General features: G+C 61.9%; 17 protein-coding genes and 2 pseudogenes. 6 read left to right on the forward strand and 13 right to left on the reverse strand.

Going from position 1 to position 23338, the window contains the following annotated elements; genetic code table 11:
- Positions 1–53: 53 nt before the first annotated feature.
- The 4 genes from J3P85_RS19190 to J3P85_RS19205 form a co-directional block, all read right to left on the reverse strand.
- Positions 54–692 carry an antibiotic biosynthesis monooxygenase gene (locus J3P85_RS19190; RefSeq protein WP_434702976.1) on the reverse strand — a complete coding sequence of 213 codons (639 nt, stop codon included), beginning with the start codon at positions 690–692 and terminating at the stop codon, positions 54–56.
- Positions 685–1098 (reverse strand): DoxX family protein, encoded by a 414-nt coding sequence (locus tag J3P85_RS19195; protein WP_434702978.1) that lies wholly within the window; start codon positions 1096–1098, stop codon positions 685–687. The genes J3P85_RS19190 and J3P85_RS19195 overlap by 8 nt, the downstream gene beginning before the upstream one ends.
- Positions 1095–2036 (reverse strand): LysR family transcriptional regulator, encoded by a 942-nt coding sequence (locus J3P85_RS19200; RefSeq protein ID WP_434702980.1) that lies wholly within the window; start codon positions 2034–2036, stop codon positions 1095–1097. The genes J3P85_RS19195 and J3P85_RS19200 overlap by 4 nt, the downstream gene beginning before the upstream one ends.
- Positions 2037–2162: 126 nt before the next feature.
- On the reverse strand, positions 2163–2984 hold the full coding sequence (locus J3P85_RS19205; protein ID WP_186730305.1) for an alpha/beta fold hydrolase: 822 nt from the start codon (positions 2982–2984) through the stop codon (positions 2163–2165).
- A gap of 357 nt (positions 2985–3341) precedes the next feature.
- Between J3P85_RS19205 and J3P85_RS19210 the strand changes: the two genes are divergently transcribed.
- On the forward strand, positions 3342–6146 hold the full coding sequence (locus tag J3P85_RS19210; RefSeq protein WP_434702981.1) for an ATP-binding protein: 2805 nt from the start codon (positions 3342–3344) through the stop codon (positions 6144–6146).
- On the opposite strand, the gene J3P85_RS19215 is transcribed toward J3P85_RS19210, so the two are convergent.
- Positions 6093–7571 (reverse strand): ATP-binding protein, encoded by a 1479-nt coding sequence (locus J3P85_RS19215; RefSeq protein WP_434702982.1) that lies wholly within the window; start codon positions 7569–7571, stop codon positions 6093–6095. The two genes, J3P85_RS19210 and J3P85_RS19215, sit on opposite strands and share 54 nt — an antisense overlap.
- A 184-nt stretch (positions 7572–7755) precedes the next feature.
- The gene (locus tag J3P85_RS19220) at positions 7756–8706 is read right to left on the reverse strand and encodes a GlxA family transcriptional regulator (RefSeq protein ID WP_434702984.1); all 951 of its coding nucleotides are present in this window, start codon (positions 8704–8706) and stop codon (positions 7756–7758) included.
- 334 nt (positions 8707–9040) lie between these two features.
- On the opposite strand from J3P85_RS19220, the gene J3P85_RS19225 reads away from it, so the two are divergent.
- A complete protein-coding gene (locus tag J3P85_RS19225) occupies positions 9041–9763 on the forward strand; it encodes a pirin family protein (protein ID WP_186709727.1) in 723 nt (240 codons plus the stop codon).
- Positions 9764–10264: 501 nt separating this feature from the next.
- A complete protein-coding gene (locus J3P85_RS19230; protein ID WP_250963012.1) occupies positions 10265–10678 on the forward strand; it encodes a hypothetical protein in 414 nt (137 codons plus the stop codon).
- A 118-nt stretch (positions 10679–10796) separates the two neighbouring features.
- Here J3P85_RS19230 and J3P85_RS19235 read toward each other — a convergent pair whose 3' ends face one another.
- Complete coding sequence (locus J3P85_RS19235) at positions 10797–11840, reverse strand: GlxA family transcriptional regulator (RefSeq protein WP_186709725.1); 1044 nt, start codon at positions 11838–11840, stop codon at positions 10797–10799.
- Between the two features lie 445 nt (positions 11841–12285).
- Between J3P85_RS19235 and J3P85_RS19240 the strand changes: the two are divergent.
- Together J3P85_RS19240 and J3P85_RS19245 are read left to right on the forward strand one after the other, a co-directional pair.
- Positions 12286–13164: pseudogene (locus tag J3P85_RS19240) on the forward strand (cache domain-containing protein); the annotation flags it as partial.
- A 387-nt stretch (positions 13165–13551) separates the two neighbouring features.
- Positions 13552–14073 (forward strand): annotated as a pseudogene (locus J3P85_RS19245) (methyl-accepting chemotaxis protein); the annotation flags it as partial.
- Positions 14074–14878: 805 nt separating this feature from the next.
- On the opposite strand, the gene J3P85_RS19250 reads toward J3P85_RS19245, so the two are convergent.
- Genes J3P85_RS19250 through J3P85_RS19275 form a run of 6 tightly spaced genes read right to left on the reverse strand, consistent with a single transcriptional unit; the run spans position 14879 to position 20832 of the window.
- Positions 14879–16621, reverse strand: a complete 1743-nt coding sequence (locus tag J3P85_RS19250; RefSeq protein ID WP_186707525.1) for an ABC transporter substrate-binding protein — start codon at positions 16619–16621, stop codon at positions 14879–14881.
- Positions 16622–16671: 50 nt separating this feature from the next.
- Entirely contained in the window at positions 16672–16944 is a 273-nt protein-coding gene (locus tag J3P85_RS19255; RefSeq protein WP_186707524.1) for a DUF2160 domain-containing protein, read from the reverse strand.
- Between the two features lie 10 nt (positions 16945–16954).
- Positions 16955–17755, reverse strand: a complete 801-nt coding sequence (locus J3P85_RS19260) for a carbohydrate ABC transporter permease (protein ID WP_014337490.1) — start codon at positions 17753–17755, stop codon at positions 16955–16957.
- 10 nt (positions 17756–17765) lie between these two features.
- Positions 17766–18632: a carbohydrate ABC transporter permease gene (locus J3P85_RS19265; protein WP_030142069.1), complete on the reverse strand. Its 867-nt coding sequence runs from the start codon at positions 18630–18632 to the stop codon at positions 17766–17768.
- Entirely contained in the window at positions 18629–19738 is a 1110-nt protein-coding gene (locus J3P85_RS19270) for an ABC transporter ATP-binding protein (protein ID WP_434702986.1), read from the reverse strand. The genes J3P85_RS19265 and J3P85_RS19270 overlap by 4 nt, the downstream gene beginning before the upstream one ends.
- The gene (locus tag J3P85_RS19275; protein WP_434702987.1) at positions 19738–20832 is read right to left on the reverse strand and encodes an ABC transporter ATP-binding protein; all 1095 of its coding nucleotides are present in this window, start codon (positions 20830–20832) and stop codon (positions 19738–19740) included. The genes J3P85_RS19270 and J3P85_RS19275 overlap by 1 nt, the downstream gene beginning before the upstream one ends.
- A gap of 419 nt (positions 20833–21251) precedes the next feature.
- On the opposite strand from J3P85_RS19275, the gene J3P85_RS19280 reads away from it, so the two are divergent.
- The gene (locus J3P85_RS19280; protein ID WP_434702988.1) at positions 21252–23096 is read left to right on the forward strand and encodes a sigma-54-dependent Fis family transcriptional regulator; all 1845 of its coding nucleotides are present in this window, start codon (positions 21252–21254) and stop codon (positions 23094–23096) included.
- Positions 23097–23338: the final 242 nt, after the last annotated feature.

Raw genomic sequence — 23338 nt, forward strand, 5'->3', positions numbered from 1 at the left:
GCAAGGACCCGGCGGCGAGCAATTGGCGGCGCAGCGGATCGGTTGGGTCGTCCTTATCGGCCATGACCGGGCTCCAAGTGTTCGTGGGTTGTGGAAGCTTCCAGCCACGGCGCGAACAGCCGGGTCGCCAGCGGCATGCACACGTACACCACCGAGAGCACGATGGTCACGGTGATCAAAAACGTGGCGACCACGTAGTTGGACAGAAAGGCGTTGAGTTGCAGCAACGGGCCCCAGAGCAACGGCACCAGCAAGGTGTGCGGCAGGATGACCAGCAGCGTCACCACCGATTGCTTCCAGCGCGGCGGTGGCGTGGCGGCATCGGCCAACGGGGCGAACCAGAATTCCTTATGGGAACCGACCTCGATCTGATCACCGTCGGCCAACAGTGGCGCAGCCTCGGCCACCAATTCACGCCGCTCGGGGGAGTCCAGCCAGCGCTGCATGGCTTCGGTGGAGCGAAAACGCAGCACGCAGGTAAACAATGACAATCCGTCCTGCTTGCCCCGCACAACGTCGACGCCCAGATGGCCCGGCCACTGGCCGGCCACGGTGACGATGCGCCGCAACCAGGCCTCATAGGCATCGTTCTGCCCGGCTTTGATTCGGTGCTTGACCACCAAGGTGACGATTTCATCGAAACCGGGTACCGCCGGGCTCGCGGTGGATCCGAGGGTTTGGGACTCAGGCATGACGCAGCACTCCATCAAAACGCGCGTTCAGCGCCAGGCGTCCAGGGCCGGCAATGAACACGCTGGTAAATACAATCAACAGCAACCAGCCAAACTGCCCTTCTTCCAGGCTCCACTGCGGATGCACTACCAGCAGCGCCACGGCCAGCAGGAACAGGATCGGCAGGCACGCCAGGCGCACCAGCACACCGGCCATGATCAACAGTGGGCACAGCACCTCGGCGAAAATCGCCAGGATCAGGGTCGGCGCCGCGCCGAGGTGGAACGGGTCTTCGATGCGGGTCAGCTCGCTGCTGTAGTTCAAGAGCTTCGGCAAGCCATGGACCCACAGCAAAAACAATCCGCCGCTCAGGCGCAGGAACAACAAGCCCAGGTCCTGCAACGGGCGCTCATCGGTCAGGTTCATCGGTCGGCTCCGTCCGCGGCCGCAGCGGCCGGCAGTGGTTGCGACATGTGGCTGGCGATGCGCGAACGCAGCCAGCGTTCGGCCGGGTCGTTGTCATGCACGCCGCTCCAGACCATCGACAGTTCGGCGGCGTTGATCTCGAACGGCGGGTCCTCGGCGCGCAACGCGCAGCCTTCCACCAGTGCGCAGGCGGCGTAGTCGGGCACGGTGGCGATCAGCTCGGTGCCCGCCAACAGTGCTCGCAGCCCGCTGAATTGCGGCACCGCCAGTACCACTTTGCGGCTCCGGCCGATGCGGGCCAGGTCCAAGTCGATGTTGCCACTCAGGTCGCCCGAAAACGAAACCATGGCGTGGGGCCGCGAGCAGTATTCGTCCAGGGTCAGCGGCCCCGGGCGCTTGTCGCCGCGCAAGACCTTGCAGGGAATGTCCCGCAGTTTCTTGCGCTTGGCATTGGCCGGCAGGTCGGTGGTGTAGCTGACGCCGACGCTGATTTCCCCACTGGCCAGCAGCGAGGACATCAGCAGGAAATTGGCCCGGCGCACCACCACGATGATCCCCGGCGCTTCTTCGCGCAGTTGGCTCAGCAGCGGAGGAAACAGGCCGAATTCGGCATCGTCGGACAGACCGATGCGAAACACGTCGCAACTGGTGGACGGATCGAACGCCTTGGCCCGGCTGACCGCGCCGGAGATGGTGTCCATGGCCGGTTGCAGCTCTCGCAGGATCGCCAGGGCCCGCGGCGTCGGTTCCATGCCGCGACCGTGACGGATCAGCAACGGATCGTCGAACAGATCCCGCAACCGCCCCAGCGCCGCACTCACCGCCGGCTGGCCCATGAACAGCTTTTCGGCGACGCGGGTCAGGTTTTTCTCGAACATCAGCGCCTCGAAGATCACCAGCAGGTTCATGTCGAGACGGCGTAAATCGTTGCGGTTCATGGGAGTGAAATCCTATCGATCCTGTGGGAGCGAGCTTGCTCGCGATAGCGGTGGGTCAGCTTGCATCGATGTTGAATGTAATGACGCCATCGCGAGCAAGCTCGCTCCCACAGGTGTGTGGTTTGATCAACCCTGGATGAACGCCAACAGGTCCGCGTTCAGCCGGTCCTTGTGGGTATCGGTCAGGCCATGGGGCGCACCCGGGTAGACCAGCAACTGCGCGTTCTTGAGCAACTGGGCAGCGGCAATGCCGGCCGCTTCGATGGGGACCATCTGGTCATCATCGCCGTGCACCACCAAGGTCGGCACGTCGATGTTGCGCAGGTCTTCGGAAAGGTCGGTCTCCGAGAACGCCTTGATGCAGTCGTAAGTGTTCTTGTGGCCGGCCTGCATGCCTTGCATCCAGAACCAGTCGATCATGCCTTGGGAGACCTTGGCGCCCGGGCGGTTGGCGCCGAAAAACGCGCTGGCCACGTCTTTGTATAGCTGAGAACGGTCGGCCAGGGAGGCTTGGCGGAAACCGTCGAACACTTCGATGGGCAAGCCACCAGGGTTGGCCGCGGTCCTGAGCATCAACGGCGTCACCGCCGAGATCAGGCCGAGCTTGGCGACGCGGGCCGCGCCATGGCGGCCGATGTAGCGCGCCACTTCACCACCGCCCGTGGAGAAGCCGATCAACACCGCGTCTTTCAAGTCCAGCCGTTCGATCAGCTCAGCCAGGTCATCGGCGTAGGTGTCCATGTCGTTGCCGTCCCAGGGTTGGCTGGAGCGCCCGTGTCCACGGCGGTCGTGGGCGATCACCCGGTAGCCGTTGGACGCCAGGAACATCATCTGCCCCTCCCAACTGTCCGAGTTCAGCGGCCAGCCGTGGCTCAAGACCACTGGTTGCCCAGTGCCCCAATCCTTGTAGTAAATCTCGGTGCCGTCGCGGGTGATGAAGGTGCTCATGACAGGGTTCCTTGAGGTGGGTGGATCGCTTCATGGTCCGGTCGGAGGAGACGTTTGCGTGAGTTAAACGTTGTTAATTTTTTCGGAACGGCGGTGTTAAAAACCCGCTTTTGTGGCGAGGGAGCTTGCTCCCGCTGGGCTGCGCAGCAGCCCCAGAACTGTCACCTCGGAGTGTCAGATTGATTGGGAGGTGGGGCCTTTGGGGCCGCTTCGCGGCCCAGCGGGAGCAAGCTCCCTCGCCACAGGTTCGGCGTCTGGAAGGCCGGGAGTAGAGCCTGCGCCGTTGCGCTTGAAGCCAAACCTGAGGAATATGCTCGGGTAAAGCCCAGGCATCGGGACCAGAACATTGAGAGCACCATGAGCCACTACCTCAGCCTGCCCGTCGAACAGACGGTGCACTTCGGCCCTTACCGGGTCCATCCGCGCCAGCGCCTGGTGCTGGAGGGCGAGCAACCGTTGCGCCTGGGGCGGCGGGCCGTGGAGATCCTGCTGGTGTTGCTCGAACACGCTGGCGAGGTGGTGAGCAAGCAACAACTGATCGCCCGGGTCTGGCCCAAAAGCGTGGTGGAAGACACCAACCTGCGCGTACACGTCGCAGCCCTGCGCAAGGCCCTCGGGGACGGCCAGGCCGGGCAGCGCTACATCGTCACCGTGGCGCAGCGCGGCTACAGCTTTGTCGCGCCGCTGGCTTTCAAATCCCTTGACCCATTGGCGCGCATCCCCCATCCGTCCCTGGCGCGCAACCTGCCACTGCAGCGCACGCGCCTGATCGGTCGCCAGGCCCTGGTGGAAAACCTGGTGGCCCAGCTGCCGCGAAAACGCTTCATTACCCTGGTCGGCACCGGCGGCATCGGCAAGACCACCGTTGCCCTGCGGGTCGCTGAACGGCTGATCGGCTATTACCGTGACGGCACCCACCTGCTGGACCTGGCGTCGCTCAACGACGCGGCCATGATCGCTCCCAACCTCTGTGCGTTGCTCGACCTGCCCCTGCAAGACGGCGATCCGCTGGACACCCTCGGCCGACAGCTCAAGGAACGGCATCTGTTGCTAGTGCTCGACAACTGCGAGCACCTGATCGACGCCATTGCCCAGCTCAGCGAAACCTTGCTGCGTGGTGCGCCTCACCTGCACATCCTGGCCACCAGCCGCGAAGGCCTGCGCGCCGAAGGTGAACACATGCAGCGCCTGGACGCCCTGGCGTTTCCGCCCAGGGAAATGCCCATCGAGGGTTATCCCGCCCTGGAGTACCCGGCACTGCAACTGTTTGCCGAGCGTGCGATGGCCAGCCGTGACGACTTCGAACTGACCGACCGCGAGGTGCCGTTGGTGATCGACATCTGCCAGCGGCTGGACGGCATTCCCCTGGCCATCGAGCTGGCCGCCGGACAGCTTGGCCGCTTCACCCTGGAGGCGCTTCACCGACACCTGCAAGACAGCGTCGCCCTGCTCCACAACGACACCGGCGCCGCACCGCGCCAGCAGACCCTGCGCGCCACGCTGGACTGGAGCTTCGCGCTGCTCACGGCCTGCGAGCAGACCTGCCTGCGGCGGCTGGCGGTGTTCATGGGCAGTTTCAACCTGGCCTCGGCCGCGGCGGTGATCGTCGGCCAGCATGTGGCGCCCGAACAGGTGCTGGTGTCGATCAGCCAGTTGGTCGCCAAGTCGTTGCTCAACGTTGAGATCGGCGATGAAGAGGTGCGCTATCGCCTGCTGGACACCACCCGCCGCTATGCCTTGGAAAAACTCGCCGAAGCCGGGGAACTGGCGGCCAGCCAGGAACGCCACGCCGAACGCTGCCTGGCGCTCATGGGGCAAGCGGAAAGCGATTGGGAAAACACCCCTACTCGATTGTGGATCGCCCGCTACGCCGACTATCGCGATGACATCCGCGCCGCGCTCGACCGAGGCCTGGGCCCGCAGGGTTCACACGCCGTGGCGATTCGCCTGACTGCTCGCACCCTGCCCCTCTGGCAGGAACTGTCGCTGCTCAAGGAACACGGCCTCTACGTCAACCGGGCACTGAACTTGCTGCGGGCCAGCCCCAGTCCCTGCCCACGCTTGACCCTGGCCCTGGAACTGGCCCACGCCAGTTTCAACTACCACACCGAGGGCGGTACACCGGCCACCGTGCGGGCCTTCGCCACCGCCCGGCAGTTGGCCCGGCAATGCCAGGACCTGGCCGGCGAGCTGCGGGCCGTGTCCGGGCAAATGACCGTCGACCTCAGTTGCGGCCGCTACCAACAGGCCTTGGACCACAGCCTGGATTTCGATCGGTTGGGTTTGCAGGGCGACCCGACCCTGTCCCTGAGCGCCCAACGCCTGCGGGTGCTGGCACTGCATTTCACCGGTGACCAGGGCGCGGCGCGGCATGAAGCCGAGCAAGTGATCCAGCGCCTGGCCCAGAGCGGCCACCTCAGCCGCTTCAGTCACGGCTTCGGCGTGCAATACGACCAGAGCGTGGCGGCGCTGACGATTCTGGCGCGGATCCTCTGGCTACAAGGTTTTGCCGAGAAAGCCCGGCGCACCGCCAACCTGGCGTTGCAGATCGCCCTGCAGATCAATCACGGCATTTCGATCTGCTACACCCTGGCACTCACCGGCTGCGTGATCGCCCACTACACCGGCGATCATTCGACCACGCGGGAAAGGCTCGATCTGTTGAAGCAGCAGGCCAAGAAACATTCGGTGATGCTGTTCCATGACTGGGCCTGCCATTACACCTGGGTATTGGATGGCGAGACGCTGGAGCCGAGTACGACAAACGGGCTGATCCAGGACATCGTCGTCACCCTGCGCCCTGATTGGGTCAGCCCCGCGCAACTGGAACGGGCCCGCAGTGGCGCTGCGGGCTGGTGTTCGGCGGAGATTCTGCGGGCCGGCGCCGAAACCTTGCTGGCGCGGAACGAGCCGTCCCTGGAGGAAACCGCCGAAGCGCAACTGCTGGACGCCATGGCCGTGGCCCGTCGTCATCAAGCCCTGGCCTGGGAACTGCGCAGCGCGACCTCCCTGGCCCGCTTGTGGCAACGTCAAGGGCAGGTGCATGCCGCGCAGGAACTGCTCGGGCCGGTCTACCGCCGTTTCAGCGAGGGCTTTGACACCCCTGACCTATTGGAAGCCGACGCGCTGCTCCAAACGCTGACTCGCCGGCTGGGGCCGTGAACGCCGCGCCCCCCAAGCACCTTGCAGTACGTAACGCCGATGAAACACAGGCCACTGACCGCTGCGCCGCAGCTTGTCCATGGCATAGGCGCGGGTGGTGTGCAGCAGTCGAAAACGCCCGCCCTCGGCCAACGGCTCGACCATCAGCAGTGACACGCTCGCCAACCGCAACAGCAACCTGGGCACCTGCCCGACACTCAGTTCAGCGCAACTGATCACGGCCTGCGCCGCCTTGAGCGTAAACGGTCCCTCGAACACCGCCAGGCGCTGGAACGCGGTTCGTTCGTCAGCGCTCAAACGCTCGACACTCGAATCCAACACCGCCTCCAGGCTCCGATGCCGGGCCACTGCGGTACGCCGCCCATGACTCAACAGGGACAAACCGTAGTCCAACTGTTCGAGCACCCCAGCCACCCCCAAGGCGTCGACCTGGGCCGCCGCCAATTCCAGCGCCAGCGGCAAGCCGTCCAGGCGCTGGCAAATCTGGGCCAGGACCAGCCAGTCGCGGCCATGGGGCTTGAAATCCTGCTGCCGGGCGCTAACCCGCTCAATCAGCAGTTGCACCGCCGGGCATGCGACGATCTGGTGCTCCGACTCGAGGGGCGATGCCACGGCCAGGCCCGGCAGTGGCACGATTCTTTCGCCCGGCAGTTCCAGCGGTTCGCGGCTGCTGCACAACAGCGCCACCCCCGGTGCCGTCACAGCCAGCGCCTGGGCCAGTTCCCGACAGGCGCCGAGCACATGCTCGCAGCCATCGAGCACCAGCAACATCCGGCAGGATTCCAGGCGCCGGCCTAAAGCCCCGTGCGCCAGGCCCAGCGCGCCGGCCACCTGAGCCGTCACCTGCGAGGGCTCGCTGATGGCGGCCAGGTCAACGAACCAGGCACCGTCGTCAAAATGTTCAAGCAACAGCTCTGCCGCCCGCAGCACCACGGTGGTCTTGCCGACCCCGCCCGGGCCGGTCACTGTGGTCAGGGCTTGACGAGGCACTTGCGCCAACAACCGTCCCAGGATCCTGTCGCGGCCGACCACCGGGCTCAAGCGCGTGGGCAAGTTGTGTCGCTCGGCTGGGAGACTGAATGGCGTCTGGATGTCCTCGTGAACCGCCAGGCAATAGCCTTGTCGCGGATGGTTGAGAATATAGCGCGCGCCGTCCCGCCCGTCGCCGAAGGCCCGCCGCAGCGCCGCGATGTGCACCCGCAGGTTGATGTCTTCCACGACGCTGTCAGGCCAGACGTGGGCGATGAGGGTTTGCTTACTGACATAACGGCCGGCGTGCTCCACCAGCACCTGCAAAACATCCAGGGCGCGACCACCCAATGCGAGTGGCTGGCCGTCACGGGTGACCAGCCGCTGCTGCCGGTAGAAGGCAAACGGACCGAAGCTCACCGCCGGCTTGCTGTCGGGTTTGACGAAACTGTTCATGGGCGATCCAGCGCCGGAAAACCGGTGCAGGCGTCAGCGTGCGGATCACCGAACACGTCTGCCCTGGGCTCCTGCGCATCCTTTCCAAGGGGTTCGCCGTTATCTTGGCAGGCGCACGCCACAGAACAATGCTGGCACAGGGAGCACCACGGACATCACGGTGCCTTGGACGGACACCGACGGCTCAACTGAACTGCTGACGATATTGCACCGGGGTCAGGCCGAGCTTTTCACCGAACAGAAAACGCATGTGCCGCACACTGCCGAAGCCGCTGCGAAACGCCACGGTCTTGAGTGGCAGGTCAGTGGTTTCCAGCAACTGGCGCGCCCGGTCGATGCGTGCGCCTTGCAGGAACTCCATGGGCGTCATCTTCACTTCTCGGGCAAAGACCCGGGCGAAATGCCGCGCACTCATGGCGGCCAGCGCGGCCATGCGTTCGATGGTGAAGGGCTCTTCCAGGTGCTCCATCACATGATTCTGCACCCGGGTGATGGCCGATTCCTGTGTCGACACCGCCGCCACCGAGGGACTGAACTGCGCCTGGCCACCCTGGCGTTTCATCACCACCAGCAGCACCTTGGCCACGTCCAACGCGATTTTGCGGCCATGGTCCTGGGCGACGATGGACAGGGCCAGGTCGATCCCGGCGGTGACGCCGCCCGAGGTGATCAGGCGGCGGTCCTGCAGGAAGATCTTGTCGGTTTCCACCAAGGCCTCGGGGAAACGTTGGATCAGGCGTTCGGTGTAATGCCAATGGGTAGTGACGCGATAACCGTCGAGCAAGCCCGCCTCACCGAGCACAAAGGCGCCGGTGCAGATGGAACCGTAGCGCGTCGCCCGTTGCGCCGCGGCGCGCAGCCAGGTGTGCAGCCCCGGATGTTGATCGTTATAGGCCCCCGGCCCGCCCGGTACCAACAACACGTCATAGGCCGCCCAGGCCTGGTCGATATGGATATCGGCCTGCACCGCCACGCCGTTGGATGCGCGCAACGGCCCGCGCTCGGTCCCCAGGGTCAGCAGTTGATAACGCTGGTTCGTCTCGAGGTAGCGATTGGCGATGGAAAACACCTCCAGCGGCCCGGCCATGTCGAGCAGCAAGAAATCCGGGAACAGCACCATTGCAACGGTTTTCATCAAGAAAGACGCCAAAAAATCGAGGGGAACTGTAGGCCACAGATGATCCCATGTGGGAGCGAGCTTGCTCGCGATAGCGGTTGATCAGCCAGCATCAATGTCGCTGATATACCGCTATCGCGAGCAAGCTCGCTCCCACAGGTTTTTTATGGGGTATCAGGACTCAGCATTATGTCGAAGCGAAGCATCCGCCGGTAGGCATTCTCTATTGTCCACTCAAAACGGACAGTCTTTCGTTTTCCACCTGCTTATTGAATTTATCGGTAACCATTAACCTTCTTCTGAACCCGGCGAACGGCCCCAGCCGCCGCCCAAGACATCAGGAGAATTCATCATGCTGACCCTTCGCAAAGCTTCGGACCGCGGCATTGCTCGCCACGGCTGGCTGACCTCGTTCCACACCTTCTCGTTCGCCAGCTACCGCAACCTCAACGAACAGGGCTTCTCCGACCTGCTGGTCATCAACGACGACCGGGTCGCCGCCGCCAAGGGTTTCGGCCAGCATCCGCACCGGGACATGGAGATCTTTTCCTATGTGCTCGAAGGGGCGCTGGAACACAAGGACACCCTGGGCACGGGCTCGGTCATTCGCCCCGGTGACGTGCAGTTGATGAGCGCTGGCAGCGGCGTGGCCCACAGCGAGTTCAACCACAGCGCGGACGAGCCGGTGCACTTCCTGCAGATCTGGATCGTGCCCGACGTCAGCGGTGCCACACCCCGTTATCAACAGGAGCACTTCAGCCGCGAGCAGAAACAGGGACGCCTGCAATTGATCATCTCCCCGGATGGGGCCGACGGCTCGCTCCAGGTGCGCCAGGACGCGCGGGTCTACGCCGGGTTGTTCGATGGCGAGCAACGCGCCACCCTGGCCCTGGCAGCGGATCGTTATGCCTACGTGCACGTGGCCCGGGGCGCTGTCGAGCTTAACGGCGTGCAATTACAGGAAGGGGATGGCGTTCGGGTGCGCCAGGAGCAGGCGCTGACCTTGAGCAATGGCCAGGATGCCGAGGTGCTGGTGTTCGATCTGCGGCCGCAGGAATTGCCGCAGATGCCGTGAAGCGCCCTTATACCCTGTGGGAGAAACTGCCACAGATCTCATGGATCAACCTTTAACCCCTGTGGGAGCGAGCTTGCTCGCGATGGCGGACTGTCAGTCACATGAGTATCAACTGACCTGACGCCATCGCGAGCAAGCTCGCTCCCACAGTGGATGAGTGGCGGATTCAGCGGTGGGTGACTGTCGTTCGAAAGTCTTGAAGTCGTGATTACGAAGACAACTCAGACGAAAAACTTCTAAAAAAAGTCAGCCGATGGGTCAAATTCAGGCTTTGATCTATTTGGAGCTACAGCACGCTTCGGACAGCATCATTGCGTAATCTGAACGCGCTCGTCTGTTGCCACGAAGCACGGCGCTCTATAAAGTTCCCGAAAATATTTCGTTTCTGACCGACGGTCATTGATACTGCTTGAAGTAAATTGACCCAACGCTAGAGCCTAGGCAAAATGATTTCACTTTGCCACCAATTCTCTCCTGACTTGCTTATTCACGGAAGAAAGCATGAAAACCGCCATATCCTTCGCTTTAATCTCGATTGCGTGCACTGCGACCGCGGACGTCCAGAACATCAAATACCTATATGATGATTCGGATGCCGTGTACTCCATCGTCTCGTCTGTCGACAGCGGTTCAGCCATCCAGGCCACCGTGCAGAGAAAGGGCACTTACTTCACCAACTACACGAAACTGGAACTCGACTGTGCCAGCCGCAATGTACGGCACATGGGCATGTACAACAGTCTCGCAGGGTTGGAGAAAGCCGAGTTCGACCAGATGCAAGGACGGATCATCGACGGCTCGATCGCCGACGAAGTTGGCAAGACGCTGTGCAAGGAGACGACCTTGACCGCATCGCAAGCCGCTCCGCAAACCGAAGACCTGCCTACCGAAACACAAACCGACGATAACAGCTGATTTGTGTCCGTGACGCGGGAGCTGTGTGGGAGCAAGGCTTGCTCCACCTGGCTCCCGCACAGCTCCCGGCAACGCCCTCTCCCCGCTCTAGATACTCATCCCTGATCAATCAGCGTCTTCATCGCAAGGCTTGCTTGCGCTCCGATTTCGAACGGTAGCTGCCAGGCGGCACACCGAAGAAATCCCGAAAACGACGCTGGAAGTGCGGCGAACTGACGAAACCTGTCGCCACGGCGATTTCGGTCACGGACCGATTGGTCTGCTGGATGAGTTGGCGCGCGCGCGTCAGGCGCAGCTCCAGGTAATAACGCGTGGGGGTCGCACCGAGAAAACTGCAGAAGCGCCGCTCCAACTGGCGCTTGGAAATCTTTACGCACGCCGCCAGCTCATCGATGGTCAAGGGCTCTTCCACGTTCTGCCACATCAGTTCCAACGCCAACTTGAGGCTTTCCGGCAGCGTCGGGTCGGTCTCGACAAAAACCGGCGGCAGGTCTGTCGCATCCTCGCCGGACTCATCGCAACGCAGGATTTCCTCGATAGCCCCCACCAACATCGCCCCGCCCGTCTGGCGGATCAACTGGAGCATCATGCGTAGCGAACTGTTGGCACCCGCGCAACTGACCCGCTCCCGGTCAACCACATAGGCACGATTGGACACCTTCACATGGGGGAACACCTCCGCCATCATGGCGCGGCTCTCGGGGTGAACAGCGCATTCGAAACCATCCAGCAGATTGGCATCCGCCACAAAGAAGGCACCGTTCCACAGCCCGCCCAGGATCGCCCCGGACGTCGCATTGGCCCGCAGCTTGCGGCGCAGCAAGGGATGGCCTTGCAACTTCACGCGAAAGCCTCCGGCAACGATCAGCACATCCTGGTTTTCCGGTATCTGCGCCAGTTCGATGTCCGTCGAGATGACAATGCCCAGGTCGCTCGTCACCTGACCACCCGACACCCCCACCGTCAGCACCTCGTAGAGGGGCATGTCGCTCATCAGGTTGGCGGTCACCAGCGCGTCCACGGCGCCGGTGAAGGACATCATCGAGAAGTTGTCCATCAATACAAACGCGACGCGGATCGGCGCCTGGCTGGCGGGTGCCGATCCGAGTGGCCGATAAGCCATGTTCTTGTTTTTGAGTACGCTCTCGAATGCGCTTGGCATAGGGCCTCGTTAATACATCAAAGATGAGGATTGGCTGCACGTGGGTGCCCTGCCGCAGGGCGAAGGCGCAGGGCAGACCACGTTATCTTCCAGACAAGTCAAGCCGGCCGCATTCGCACCTGCGCCGTCTACCGTTCGGCCCGCGCCAAAAAAGGCAAGCCTCAAGTGCCTACGACTTTGGTCGATACACTGACAGTAGGCATGGGCGCTTTTCCCTTCCAGAGACTCGCAACGCCAACCACAGCCGTTTCCGCCGTTCCAACACTTAAAATATTCCGCGGGAGAAGTCATGAATATCAAACAGAAGCTGACATGGGCGTTCGCGACCATCGCCTGCCTTCCCGTTATCCTGGTGGCGGTGCTTGTCGTACTGAACCTGCGCGACGCTGCGAAAGCCAACTTCCTGGACAGCAGCGGCCGAGAAATCCGCCAGATCGACAACGGCATGAAGCAGTTCTTCGATGGCATCAGCCAGAACGTCGAATTCTTCGCCAAGGATCCACGGATCGTCGCAGCCAAGGATCTGAAGAACTACTCGGGTGCCGACGCCGCACAAATCCCGCTTACCGAGAACAATAAACAGCTGCTGGAGATCTTCGACCGATTCGCCAAGAGTCACCCGACGACCGCCTACCTTTCCCTGGGCCTGGCCGACGGCGGTTATGCCAGTTGGCCTGACGACCCCAAAATCTCCAACTACGACCCACGGGTGCGTCCATGGTACAAGGCGGCCATCGCCGCGCCGGGCACCACCGTGCGCACCGACGCTTATTATTGGGCGCCGGATGATGTGTCGTTGATCGGCATCGTGCACACGGTTTCCGACGCCGCCGGCAAGCTGGTGGGCGTGGTCGGCCTGGACGTGTCGCTCAAGCAACTGACCGAATTGGTGAAGAACATCAAGCTGGGCGACAGTGGCTACCTGATGCTGGTGGAAGCCAACGGCAACGTCCTGGTGGACGCCGCCGATGCCAAGCACAACTTCAAGCCGCTGGCCGACCTGGGCCCCAACTATGCCGAGCTGGCCAAAAGCAGCGATGGCGTGACCCAGATCGAGATCGACGGCGTGCCCTACATGGCCAACGTGGTCAGTTCCAAAGGGTTGGGCTGGCGTTTCATCGGCCTGATCAAGCGCGATGAAGTGATGGCCGAGGCTTCGAGCCTGACTTGGCTGATCGCCGCCATTGCTGCCGTGCTGGCCGTGGTCTTCGCTGTGGTGGGCGCCAGTTTCGCCAGCGTCATCGTGCGGCCGATTCGCGGCGTAGCCAACGGCCTGCAGGAAATCGCCGAGGGTGAAGGCGACCTCACCCGTAAACTCTCGGTGCAAGGCAAGGACGAAACGGCCACCCTGGCGGGCTGGTTCAACCAATTCCTGGGCATGATCGCGCAACTGATGCAGCGCATCGGCAGCGCCTCTTCCGACTTGCAGACCGCCGCAGCCGATACCAGCCACGTGGCCCAGAACATGAACGACGCCGCCGGGCGCCAACGCCAGGCCGTTGAATTGGTGAGCACCGCGTTCAACGAAATGGTCGCCACCGCCAACGAAGTGGCCCGCTCGTGCAGCCAGGCCGCCACCAGTGCGGACGAGGGTTATCGCGATGTACACGATGGCCAGCATCACATCGGCGAAGCCACGGGCAGCGTGCTGAAACTGAGCGAGGACCTGCAGCAGTCGACCCAGACCATGCAGGCGCTGGAGCAGGACAGCAAGAACATCAACACCATCCTCGACACCATTCGTTCCATCGCCGAGCAGACCAACCTGCTGGCCCTCAACGCCGCCATCGAGGCCGCGCGCGCCGGTGACCAGGGTCGCGGCTTTGCGGTGGTAGCCGATGAGGTACGGGCCCTGGCCCGCCGCACCGCCGACTCCACTGGCGAGATCGACAGCCTGCTGGGCAACCTCGCACGGCGCACCCAGGAAGTGACCCAGCAGATGCAAAGCAGCCTCCAGGTGTCACACACCAGCGTCGAGCGCATCCAGCAGGCGCGGGACAGCTTCGACAAGATCCGCAACTCGGTGGACTCGATTCGCGACCAGAACACGCAAATCGCCACGGCGGCAGAGCAACAGCACCAGGTCGCCGAGGACATCAACCGGCACATCGCGCAGATTCATGCCGATGCGCAGCTGGTCGAAGAGTTTGCTCACACGGCGCAGACCGGCTCGGGGCGCTTGACGGACATTTCCGGACAGCTCAAGGGGTTGGTGGGGCGCTTCAAGTTCTAAACCGGGCTTACGTCCACTGAAGATCGAATGTGGGAGCAGTTTGCTCGCGAAGGCGTTGTCACAGCCAATGAATAGACTGGATGTGCCGGCCTCTTCGCGAGCAAGCTCGCTCCCACAGTGGACGTGTGGTGTCAGCAATATCTGCATTCACCACAAAACCCTGTGGGAGCCGAGCTTGCTCGCGATGGCGGCGGTACATTCAGCATCCCCGTGACAGGCACACCGCTTTCGCGAGCAGGCTCGCTCCCACAGTGGACTTGTGGTGTCAGCCATATCTGCATTCACCACAAAACCCTGTGGGAGCCGAGCTTGCTCGCGATGGCGGCGGTACATTCAGCATTCCCGTGACAGGTACATCGCTTTCGCGAGCAAGCCCGCTCCCACAGTGGACTTGTGGTGCCAGCAATACCTGCATTCACCACAAAACCCTGTGGGAGCGAGCCTGCTCGCGAAGGCGGCAGTCCATTCAGCATCCCCGTGACAGGCACACCGCTTTCGCGAGCAAGCTCGCTCCCACAGTGGACGTGTGGTGCCAGCCATATCTGCATTCAACACAAAACCCTGTGGGAGCCGAGCTTGCTCGCGATGGCGGCGGTGCACTCAGCGTTCCCGTGACAGGCACACCGCTTTCGCGAGCAGGCTCGCTCCCACAGCGGACTTGTGGTGTCAGCCATATCTGCATTCACCACAAAACCCTGTGGGAGCGAGCCTGCTCGCGAAGGCGGTGGGTCTGTCTGTCGCCGTAAGCCCAGGCACAAAAAAAACGGCACCTTTCGGTGCCGTTTTCACACTCACAGCGGGGGCTTTACTTGCGGGCCGCTTCCCACGACTTCAACAGCTCGGTGTAGCTCACGGTTTCGCCTTTCGGCTTCTCGTTCGCCAGTTTCGGCTTCGGAGCACCCGGCTGGTCGAACCAGTATTGCGCGTCGCGCTCAGGGTTCATCTTAGGTGCGCAGGTGGCTTGGGCCTTGGAGCGTTCCAGGCGCGTCATGATCGCGTCCTGGTCCTTGGCCAAGCCATCAAGGGCTTGCTGTGGGGTCTTCTCGCCGCTGGCCGCTTCGGCGATGTGGCTCCACCACAACTGCGCAAGGCGTGGATAATCCGGCACGTTGGTCCCGGTCGGGGTCCATTGCACGCGGGCCGGGCTGCGGTAGAACTCCACCAGGCCACCGAGTTTCGGTGCCAGGTCGGTCAGGGCCTGGGAGTTGATGTCCGACTCACGAATCGGCGTCAAGCCAACGATGGTCTTCTTCAACGATACCGTCTTGGACGTCACGAACTGCGCATAGAGCCAGGCCGCGAGTTTCTGCTTCTCAGGCGTGGACTTCATGAACGTCCACGAACCCACGTCCTGATACCCCAGCTTCATGCCCTCTTCCCAATACGGACCGCGTGGCGACGGCGCCATGCGCCATTTCGGCGTGCCGTCGGCATTCACCACCGGCAGGCCCGGCTTGGTCATGTCGGCGGTGAAAGCGGTGTACCAGAAAATCTGCTGGGCGATATTGCCTTGGGACGGCACCGGGCCGGATTCGGAGAAGGTCATGCCCGCCGCTTCCGGTGGCGCGTACTTCTTCATCCAATCCACGTATTTGGTGGTGGCGAACACGGCCGCTGGACCGTTGGTGTCGCCGCCACGGGTCACGCTGGAACCGACCGGATGGCAGTCCTCGACACGAATGCCCCACTCGTCCACGGGCAAACCGTTGGGCAGGCCCTTGTCGCCGCCGCCGGCCATGGAGAACCAGGCATCGGTGAAGCGCCAGCCCAAGGACGGGTCTTTCTTGCCGTAGTCCATGTGGCCGTAGACGCGCTTGCCGTCGATCTCCTTGACGTCTTCGGAGAAGAACTTGGCGATGTCCTCATAGGCCGACCAGTTCACCGGTACGCCCAACTCGTAGCCGTACTTTTCCTTGAACTTGGCCTTCAGGTCCGCACGCTCGAACCAGTCGGCGCGGAACCAGTACAGGTTGGCGAACTGCTGGTCGGGCAGTTGATAGACCTTGCCGTCCGGCGCGGTGGTGAAGGAAATACCGATGAAGTCCTTGAGGTCCAGGGTCGGCGAAGTGAAATTCTTGCCTTCGTTGGCCATCAGGTCGGTGATCGACTCGGTCTTGCCATAGCGGAAATGCGTGCCAATCAGGTCCGAGTCGTTGACCCAGCCGTCATAGATATTCTTGTCCGACTGCATCTGGGTCTGCAGCTTCTCCACCACGTCGCCTTCCTGAAGCAGGTCGTGAGTCAGCTGGATCCCGGTGATTTCGTTGAAGGCCTTGGCCAATACCTTGGATTCATACTCGTGGGTGGCGATGGTTTCCGACACCACGTTGATTTTCATCCCGCGAAACGGTTCGGCGGCCTTGATGAACCACTTCAATTCTTCAAGCTGCTGCTCGGCTGTCAGGGTCGACGGCTTGAATTCACTGCCGATCCATTTTTTAGCGGCGTCTTCATAGGCGTCGGCCCAGGCCGTAGCGCTCAGCCCGCTGAGTGCCAGCATGGCTGCCAATGAAACGCTATGTCGCAGCTTATTGTTTTTATCGAACATAGAGACCTCTCCTGTTTGGGTTTAAGAGCCTGATCGTCGCGTTGTCGCGATTAGCCCCACCGCATCACTGCCAACAGCCACACCAAAGACAACGCGAACGCTATCCAGATGCTCCAGTCGGTCACGCCAATCACCAGCAGGTGCAGGTAGGCGCTACCGAGAAGACCGATAAACAACCGATCGCCACGGGTCGTGGCAATCGGCAGGAAACCACGCCGAGGGATACTCGGCGAACGCAATTCCCACGTCGTCATGCCCACCAGCAGCAAGGCGATGACACCAAAAAACGCCGCCGTCGGGACGGTCCAGTTCATCCATTCCATCATCGACTCCTCAGACCCGGCCCAGGGCGAAGCCCTTGGCCACGTGGTTGCGAACGAACCAGATCACCAGCATGCCCGGCAGGATGGTCAACACCCCCGCCGCCGCCAGCACCCCCCAGTCGATACCCGACGCCGACACCGTACGGGTCATGACCGCCGCGATCGGCTTGGCATTCACCGAGGTGAGCGTACGGGCCAGCAACAGCTCGACCCAGGAAAACATGAAGCAGAAAAATGCCGTGACGCCGATGCCGGAGCCGATCAACGGAATGAAGATCTTGGCGAAGAACTTGGGGAAACTGTAGCCGTCAATGTAGGCGGTCTCGTCAATTTCTTTCGGCACCCCGGACATGAACCCTTCGAGGATCCACACCGCCAACGGCACGTTGAACAGGCAGTGAGCCAGGGCCACGGCGATATGGGTGTCAAACAGGCCGATGGACGAATACAGCTGGAAGAACGGCAACAGGAACACTGCCGGTGGCGCCATCCGGTTGGTCAGCAGCCAGAAAAACAGATGCTTGTCCCCCAGGAACCGATAACGGGAAAACGCATAGGCCGCCGGCAACGCAACGCCCAGGGAAATCACCGTGTTCAGGCTCACGTAGTACAGCGAGTTGAGGTAACCGGTGTACCAGCTCGGGTCGGTGAAGATCACCTTGTAGTTGTGGAAGGTGAAATCGTGGGGCCACAGGGTCAGGCCGCCAAGGATCTCGGTGTTGCTCTTGAACGACATGTTCAGCAGCCAGTAGATGGGCACCAGCAGGAACAGGATGTAGATCAACAGCGGAATCAGCTTTCTCTTGCTCATTGTGCGGGCCTCAACGGTTGGCGTCGGAGTGCGTCATGGCGGTGTAGAACAGCCAGGACACCAACAGAATGATCAGGAAATACACCAGGGAGAACGCCGCCGCCGGGCCCAGGTCGAATTGGCCGATGGCCATCTGCGTCAGGGTCTGACTGAGGAACGTGGTGGCGTTGCCCGGCCCGCCGCCGGTGAGCACGAACGGCTCGGTGTAGATCATGAAGCTGTCCATGAAGCGCAGCATCACGGCGATCAGCAGCACGCTCTTCATCTTCGGCAACTGGATGTGCCGGAACACCGCCCAGTTGGACGCCCGGTCGATCCGCGCCGCTTGATAATAGACGTCGGGAATCGCCCGCAGCCCCGAATAACACAGCAGCGCCACCAACGACGTCCAGTGCCAGACGTCCATCACCAATACGGTGACCCAGGCGTCCATGGTGTTGGCCGCATAGTTGTAGTTGATGCCCAGGCCGTTAAGGGTGGAGCCCAGCAAACCGATGTCGGCGCGGCCGAAGATCTGCCAGATGGTGCCCACCACGTTCCACGGGATCAGCAGCGGAATCGCCAGGATGATCAGTACCAGGGACGACCACTTGCCCTTGGTCGGCATGGTCAAGGCGATGGCGATGCCCAGGGGGATTTCAATCAGCAGCACACACGCCGAGTAGATGAACTGGCGCAGCAGCGAATCGTGCAGCCGTGGATCGAGCAGCACCTGCTTGTACCAATCGGCGCCGACGAAGTAGCGGCTGGATTGATCGAAGATGTCCTGCACCGAATAGTTGACCACGGTCATCATCGGGATCACGGCGCTGAAGGCCACCAGCAGGAACACTGGCAACACCAGCCACCAGGCCTTGTTGTTCTGCACCTTGTTCATGGCTGCACCTCACTCAACGGTTCCAGCAAATACTCATCGGCATAGACCATCAGCCATTGGGCCGGAAAACTGATGTACGCCGTGCCTTCCGGTACAGGCTTGTCTTCAGCCAGGCGGACCTTAAGCGGTGCGCCATCGAGATTGAGGGTCAGGATCTTGTAGGTGCCCAAGTCCTCGACGTGGACCACGTCGGCCCGCATCGCGTCGTCGTAAGGGCCATCCCAGACATGCACGAACTCGGGGCGGATGCCGACCTTCAAGCTTTTGCCCTCGGCTTCGGCGATACGCCGTTGCAAGGTGTCCGACAGGGGCAAATGGGTCGAGGCGAAGCCGACGCCACCGGGCTGCGCCGTGACTTCGATCAGGTTCATCCCCGGGCTGCCGATGAAGTAGCCGACAAAGGTGTGGCTGGGGCGCTCGAACAAATCCCGAGGCGTGCCGAACTGCACGATCTGGCCGCCGTACATCACCGCGATCTTGTCGGCGAACGTCGAGGCTTCCAACTGGTCATGGGTGACGTAGACCATGGTGATGTTGAACTGCTCGTGGATCTGCTTGAGCTTGCGCCGCAGTTTCCATTTCAGGTGCGGGTCGATCACCGTCAGCGGTTCGTCGAACAGGATCGCCGACACATCGTCGCGCACCAACCCGCGGCCCATGGAGACTTTCTGTTTCTCATCGGCGGTGAGGTTACGGGCCTTTTTGTCCAGCAGGTTCTGCAGGTCCAGGACCTCGGCGATTTCCTGCACCTTGGTGTGGACCCTCGCCTCGGCCATGCCCTGGTTGCGCAGCGGGAACGCCAGGTTGTCAAACACCGTCATGGTGTCGTAGACCACCGGGAACTGGAACACCTGGGCGATGTTGCGGCGTTCCGGGGTCAGGTCGTTGACGACTTTGCTGTCGAACATCACCTGCCCTTCGGAAGGGCTGAGCAAGCCGGAAATGATGTTGAGCAAGGTGGATTTGCCGCAACCCGAAGGGCCGAGCAGCGCATAGGCGCCGCCCTGCTCCCAGATATGGTTCATCTCGCGGATCGCGTAGTCCTCGGGGCCCGCCGGGGTGCTGGTGTAGCTGTGGGCAAGGTTCTGCAAACGAATTTCAGCCATCAGGCAACCCTCGCAATACGCAGGCCCGGGGCCTGGACCAGCTTGCCTTGGGCATCGAAGACAAACAGTTTATGGGTCGGAATGTAGATGCGGATCGGCGCGTCCACGTCGTACTCATGCACCCCTGGCAAGTGCAGCACCAGCAGGAAATGTTCGTTGCGCACATGCAGGAACGTCTCCGAGCCGCTGATCTCGGCCACCTCGACAGTCACCGCCAGCTCGAGGTCGTCGTCGTTGCTCGGCACCAGGGAAATATGGCTGGGGCGCACGCCGAAGCGGAACTCGCCCTCGCCCACCGGGCGCAGGTCGACGTTCAGCGGGAAGTGGACAAAATTGGCGAAGCTGACTTCATTACCGGCGATCCGCCCCGGCATGAGGTTGATCGGTGGTTCGGAAAACAGCTCGGCGGCCAGCACGGTTTGCGGCTGGTGATAGACGGAAGACGACTTGCCGCTCTGAATCACCCGGCCCTCGTGCAGGATCGTGGTGGTGCCGCCCAAGGCCAGCGCCTCGTTAGGCTCGGTGGTGGCGTAGACGGCGATGGTGTGGCGAGCCTGGAACAGCTCGCGCATTTCCTGGCGCAGCTCTTCGCGCAGCTTGTAATCGAGGTTCACCAAAGGCTCGTCGAACAGGATCAGCTCGGCGTCCTTGACCAGGGCCCGGGCCATGGCCGTGCGCTGCTGCTGGCCGCCGGACAACTCCAGAGGATGGCGCTTGAGGAATTTCTCGATCCGCAACATTTTTGCGGTTTCCAGGACCTTGCCCTGGATGATCTCCTCGGACACACCGGCCTGGCGCAACGGCGAGGCAATGTTTTCGAAAACGGTCATGGTCGGGTAGTTGATGAACTGCTGGTAAACCATCGACACGTTGCGCAGCCGCACCGGACGGTGGGTGACGTCGACGCCGTTCATCAGGATGCGGCCGCTGTCGGGCTTGTCCAGACCGGCCATCAGGCGCATGAGGCTGGTCTTGCCGGACAGCGTGCGGCCCAACAGGACGTTGAAGGATCCGGGTTCGAAACTCAGATTGGCATCGTCGATCCAGGTCTGGCCTTCGACGGTGCGACAGATGTGCTCAAGCTTTAATGACATGGCTCGGCCTTTTTATTATTTGGAGTCAAGCGACCCGAGCTTCAAAGCGAAAGCCGTGCCAGAAATCACAAGCCATTGATCGGGTTGATATTTTCCTGGAGTGGCAGGCAAAAGGCGTTCGTTGATGAACAGAAGTGAACAATCAGGAATGAACAACTGAACAATGGACGGGTTGACAATGAACAATTTTGAACAACACTGAAAGAACGTTTTCGGCTAGCCTGGCCATGCCCCTGTGGGAGCGAGCTTGCTCGCGATAGCGGTGTTTCAGCGGCATTGATGTGACTGAGGCACCGCTATCGCGAGCAAACCCGCTCCCACAGGATCTGTGTATGAAGTGGTATTCAGGCCTGCCCCAGCACAAGGAGTCTGTGCGAGACTTGCCACAACAATAAAAACAGCTCCTGCGAGAGTGCCCCATGGCCGCACCTGCTCCTGCCTTGTCCCACGAGGCCATCATCCAGGCTTCCTGGTCCCGTTGCCGCGCCTTCGGCCTGAATCACCAGAGCGTGCCGGCCTTCGATCAGTTGCCCGCCCAAGGCATCGCCCACTTGCTGGAAAGCCAGCATTCGCTGGTGCAGACCACCCATCAGGAGGTCTTGCCGTATTACGAGAACATCCTCAGCAACTCCAATTGCCTGATCATGCTGGCCGACAACCAGGGCCAAGTGCTGACCTCCTGGGGCACCCAGCGCTTCATCGAGCCGAAACTGGCCCATGGCTTCAGCGCCGGGGCGAGCTGGATGGAGCGCTGCACCGGCACCAACGCCATCGGCACCGCGCTGGCCTGCGAACAGGCGGTGCACATCGAACACGATGAACATTTCCTCAAGGCCAACCGCTTCATGACCGGCTCCGCCGCGCCGATCTTCGATGCCGAGCGCAAGGTCATCGCCGTGCTGGACGTCTCCAGCGACAGCTACCTGCCGCCGTCCCACACCCTGGGCATGGTCAAGATGATGAGCCAGACCGTGGAGAACCGGTTGATCCTCAACCTGTTTCGCGGTGAACACTTCCAACTGACGTTCAACACCGGTTTGAACAACCTCGACAGCCAGTGGGCCGGGCTGTTGATTTTCGATGAAAGCGGCCAGGTGCTCTCGGCGAATCGACGCGCGGATAACCTGCTGGGCCTGAGCTTGTCACGGGTCAGCATCGAAAGCCTGTTCAAGGTGTCGCTGCTGGAACTGCTGAACCAGCCCGACGGCCTGCCGTTCGCCCTGCAAGCGTCTGGCAGCAATCGATTCCAATGTCTGCTCAGGCGCCCGAACCAGGTGTCGATCAGGGCACGCTTGTTCACCGAAGCAACGCCTGCGCCGACCCCCTCCAGCAACACCATCGGCCTCAACACCCTGCACTTCGGTGACAGCCGCGTGGAGAAAGCCGTGCGCCAGGCCGAGCGCTTGCTGGAGAAGGACATTCCACTGTTGATCCATGGCGAGACCGGCGTCGGCAAGGAAGTGTTCGTCAAGGCCCTGCACCAGGCCAGTTCGCGCGCCAAACAGCCATTCATTGCCGTGAACTGCGCCGCGATCCCCGCCGAGTTGGTGGAGTCGGAATTGTTCGGTTATGAGAAAGGCGCGTTCACCGGCGCCAACCAGAAAGGCAGCATCGGCCTGATCCGCAAGGCCGACCGCGGCACGCTGTTTCTCGACGAGATTGGCGACATGCCCCTGCCGACCCAGGCCCGGCTGCTGCGGGTCTTGCAGGAACGTTGCGTGCAACCGGTGGGCAGCGCCGAGCTGTTCCCGGTGGACATCCGCATCATCTCCGCCACCAACCGCTCGCTGCGCGAACAGGTGCAACTGGGGCGGTTTCGCGAAGACTTGTACTACCGCATCGGCGGCCTGACCCTGGAACTGCCGCCCTTGCGCGAACGCAGCGACAAGCAGGCCCTGTTCAAGCGCCTGTGGGAACACCACCGCGAACCGACCCAATGGGCCGGCCTGAGCCGTGAGGTAATGGACCTGTTTGAACGCCACCCCTGGCCGGGCAACCTGCGACAGGTCAGCAGCGTACTGCAAGTGGCCCTGGCGATGGCCGAGGAACAGCCGATCCGTCCGGAACACCTGCCCGACGACTTTTTTGTCGACCTGGAAATGGAACCGGTGGAAACCCCTGAACCACTGACGGTGGACCTCAACGATGCCGAGGATTTGAACCGCCAGTTGCAAGCCGTGGGCGGGAATATCTCGCACCTGGCGCGCCGACTGGGGGTCAGCCGCAATACCTTGTACAAACGCCTGCGGCAGCTGGAAAGCTGATACAAAACCTGTAGGAGCGGGCTTGCTCGCGAAGGCGTCGCGTCAGCCAAATCAACGTTGAATGACACACCGCTATCGCGAGCAAGCTCGCTCCCACAGGGAGTTTGTGTGAATGCCGATTGCTTGAACGCCCACGAAAACAGTGGGAGCGAGCTTGCTCGCGATAGCGTCAGTTCAGCCGATGATGAAGTACCTTACCCACCGCTTTCGCGAGCAAGCCCGCTCCTACAGGTTTCATTTCC

Origin of the sequence: Pseudomonas sp. Z1-12 (assembly GCF_051132015.1) — a bacterium.
Taxonomy (GTDB): domain Bacteria; phylum Pseudomonadota; class Gammaproteobacteria; order Pseudomonadales; family Pseudomonadaceae; genus Aquipseudomonas; species Aquipseudomonas zanjanensis.

Excerpts from the sequence above, each read along its gene's own strand:
- J3P85_RS19190 (WP_434702976.1), bottom strand. The coding sequence starts at position 692 with ATGCCTGAGTCCCAAACCCTCGGATCCACCGCGAGCCCGGCGGTACCC.
- J3P85_RS19195 (WP_434702978.1), bottom strand. The coding sequence starts at position 1,098 with ATGAACCTGACCGATGAGCGCCCGTTGCAGGACCTGGGCTTGTTGTTC.
- J3P85_RS19200 (WP_434702980.1), bottom strand. The coding sequence starts at position 2,036 with ATGAACCGCAACGATTTACGCCGTCTCGACATGAACCTGCTGGTGATC.
- J3P85_RS19205 (WP_186730305.1), bottom strand. The coding sequence starts at position 2,984 with ATGAGCACCTTCATCACCCGCGACGGCACCGAGATTTACTACAAGGAT.
- J3P85_RS19210 (WP_434702981.1), top strand. The coding sequence starts at position 3,342 with ATGAGCCACTACCTCAGCCTGCCCGTCGAACAGACGGTGCACTTCGGC.
- J3P85_RS19215 (WP_434702982.1), bottom strand. The coding sequence starts at position 7,571 with ATGAACAGTTTCGTCAAACCCGACAGCAAGCCGGCGGTGAGCTTCGGT.
- J3P85_RS19220 (WP_434702984.1), bottom strand. The coding sequence starts at position 8,706 with ATGAAAACCGTTGCAATGGTGCTGTTCCCGGATTTCTTGCTGCTCGAC.
- J3P85_RS19225 (WP_186709727.1), top strand. The coding sequence starts at position 9,041 with ATGCTGACCCTTCGCAAAGCTTCGGACCGCGGCATTGCTCGCCACGGC.
- J3P85_RS19230 (WP_250963012.1), top strand. The coding sequence starts at position 10,265 with ATGAAAACCGCCATATCCTTCGCTTTAATCTCGATTGCGTGCACTGCG.
- J3P85_RS19235 (WP_186709725.1), bottom strand. The coding sequence starts at position 11,840 with ATGCCAAGCGCATTCGAGAGCGTACTCAAAAACAAGAACATGGCTTAT.
- J3P85_RS19250 (WP_186707525.1), bottom strand. The coding sequence starts at position 16,621 with ATGTTCGATAAAAACAATAAGCTGCGACATAGCGTTTCATTGGCAGCC.
- J3P85_RS19255 (WP_186707524.1), bottom strand. The coding sequence starts at position 16,944 with ATGGAATGGATGAACTGGACCGTCCCGACGGCGGCGTTTTTTGGTGTC.
- J3P85_RS19260 (WP_014337490.1), bottom strand. The coding sequence starts at position 17,755 with ATGAGCAAGAGAAAGCTGATTCCGCTGTTGATCTACATCCTGTTCCTG.
- J3P85_RS19265 (WP_030142069.1), bottom strand. The coding sequence starts at position 18,632 with ATGAACAAGGTGCAGAACAACAAGGCCTGGTGGCTGGTGTTGCCAGTG.
- J3P85_RS19270 (WP_434702986.1), bottom strand. The coding sequence starts at position 19,738 with ATGGCTGAAATTCGTTTGCAGAACCTTGCCCACAGCTACACCAGCACC.
- J3P85_RS19275 (WP_434702987.1), bottom strand. The coding sequence starts at position 20,832 with ATGTCATTAAAGCTTGAGCACATCTGTCGCACCGTCGAAGGCCAGACC.
- J3P85_RS19280 (WP_434702988.1), top strand. The coding sequence starts at position 21,252 with ATGGCCGCACCTGCTCCTGCCTTGTCCCACGAGGCCATCATCCAGGCT.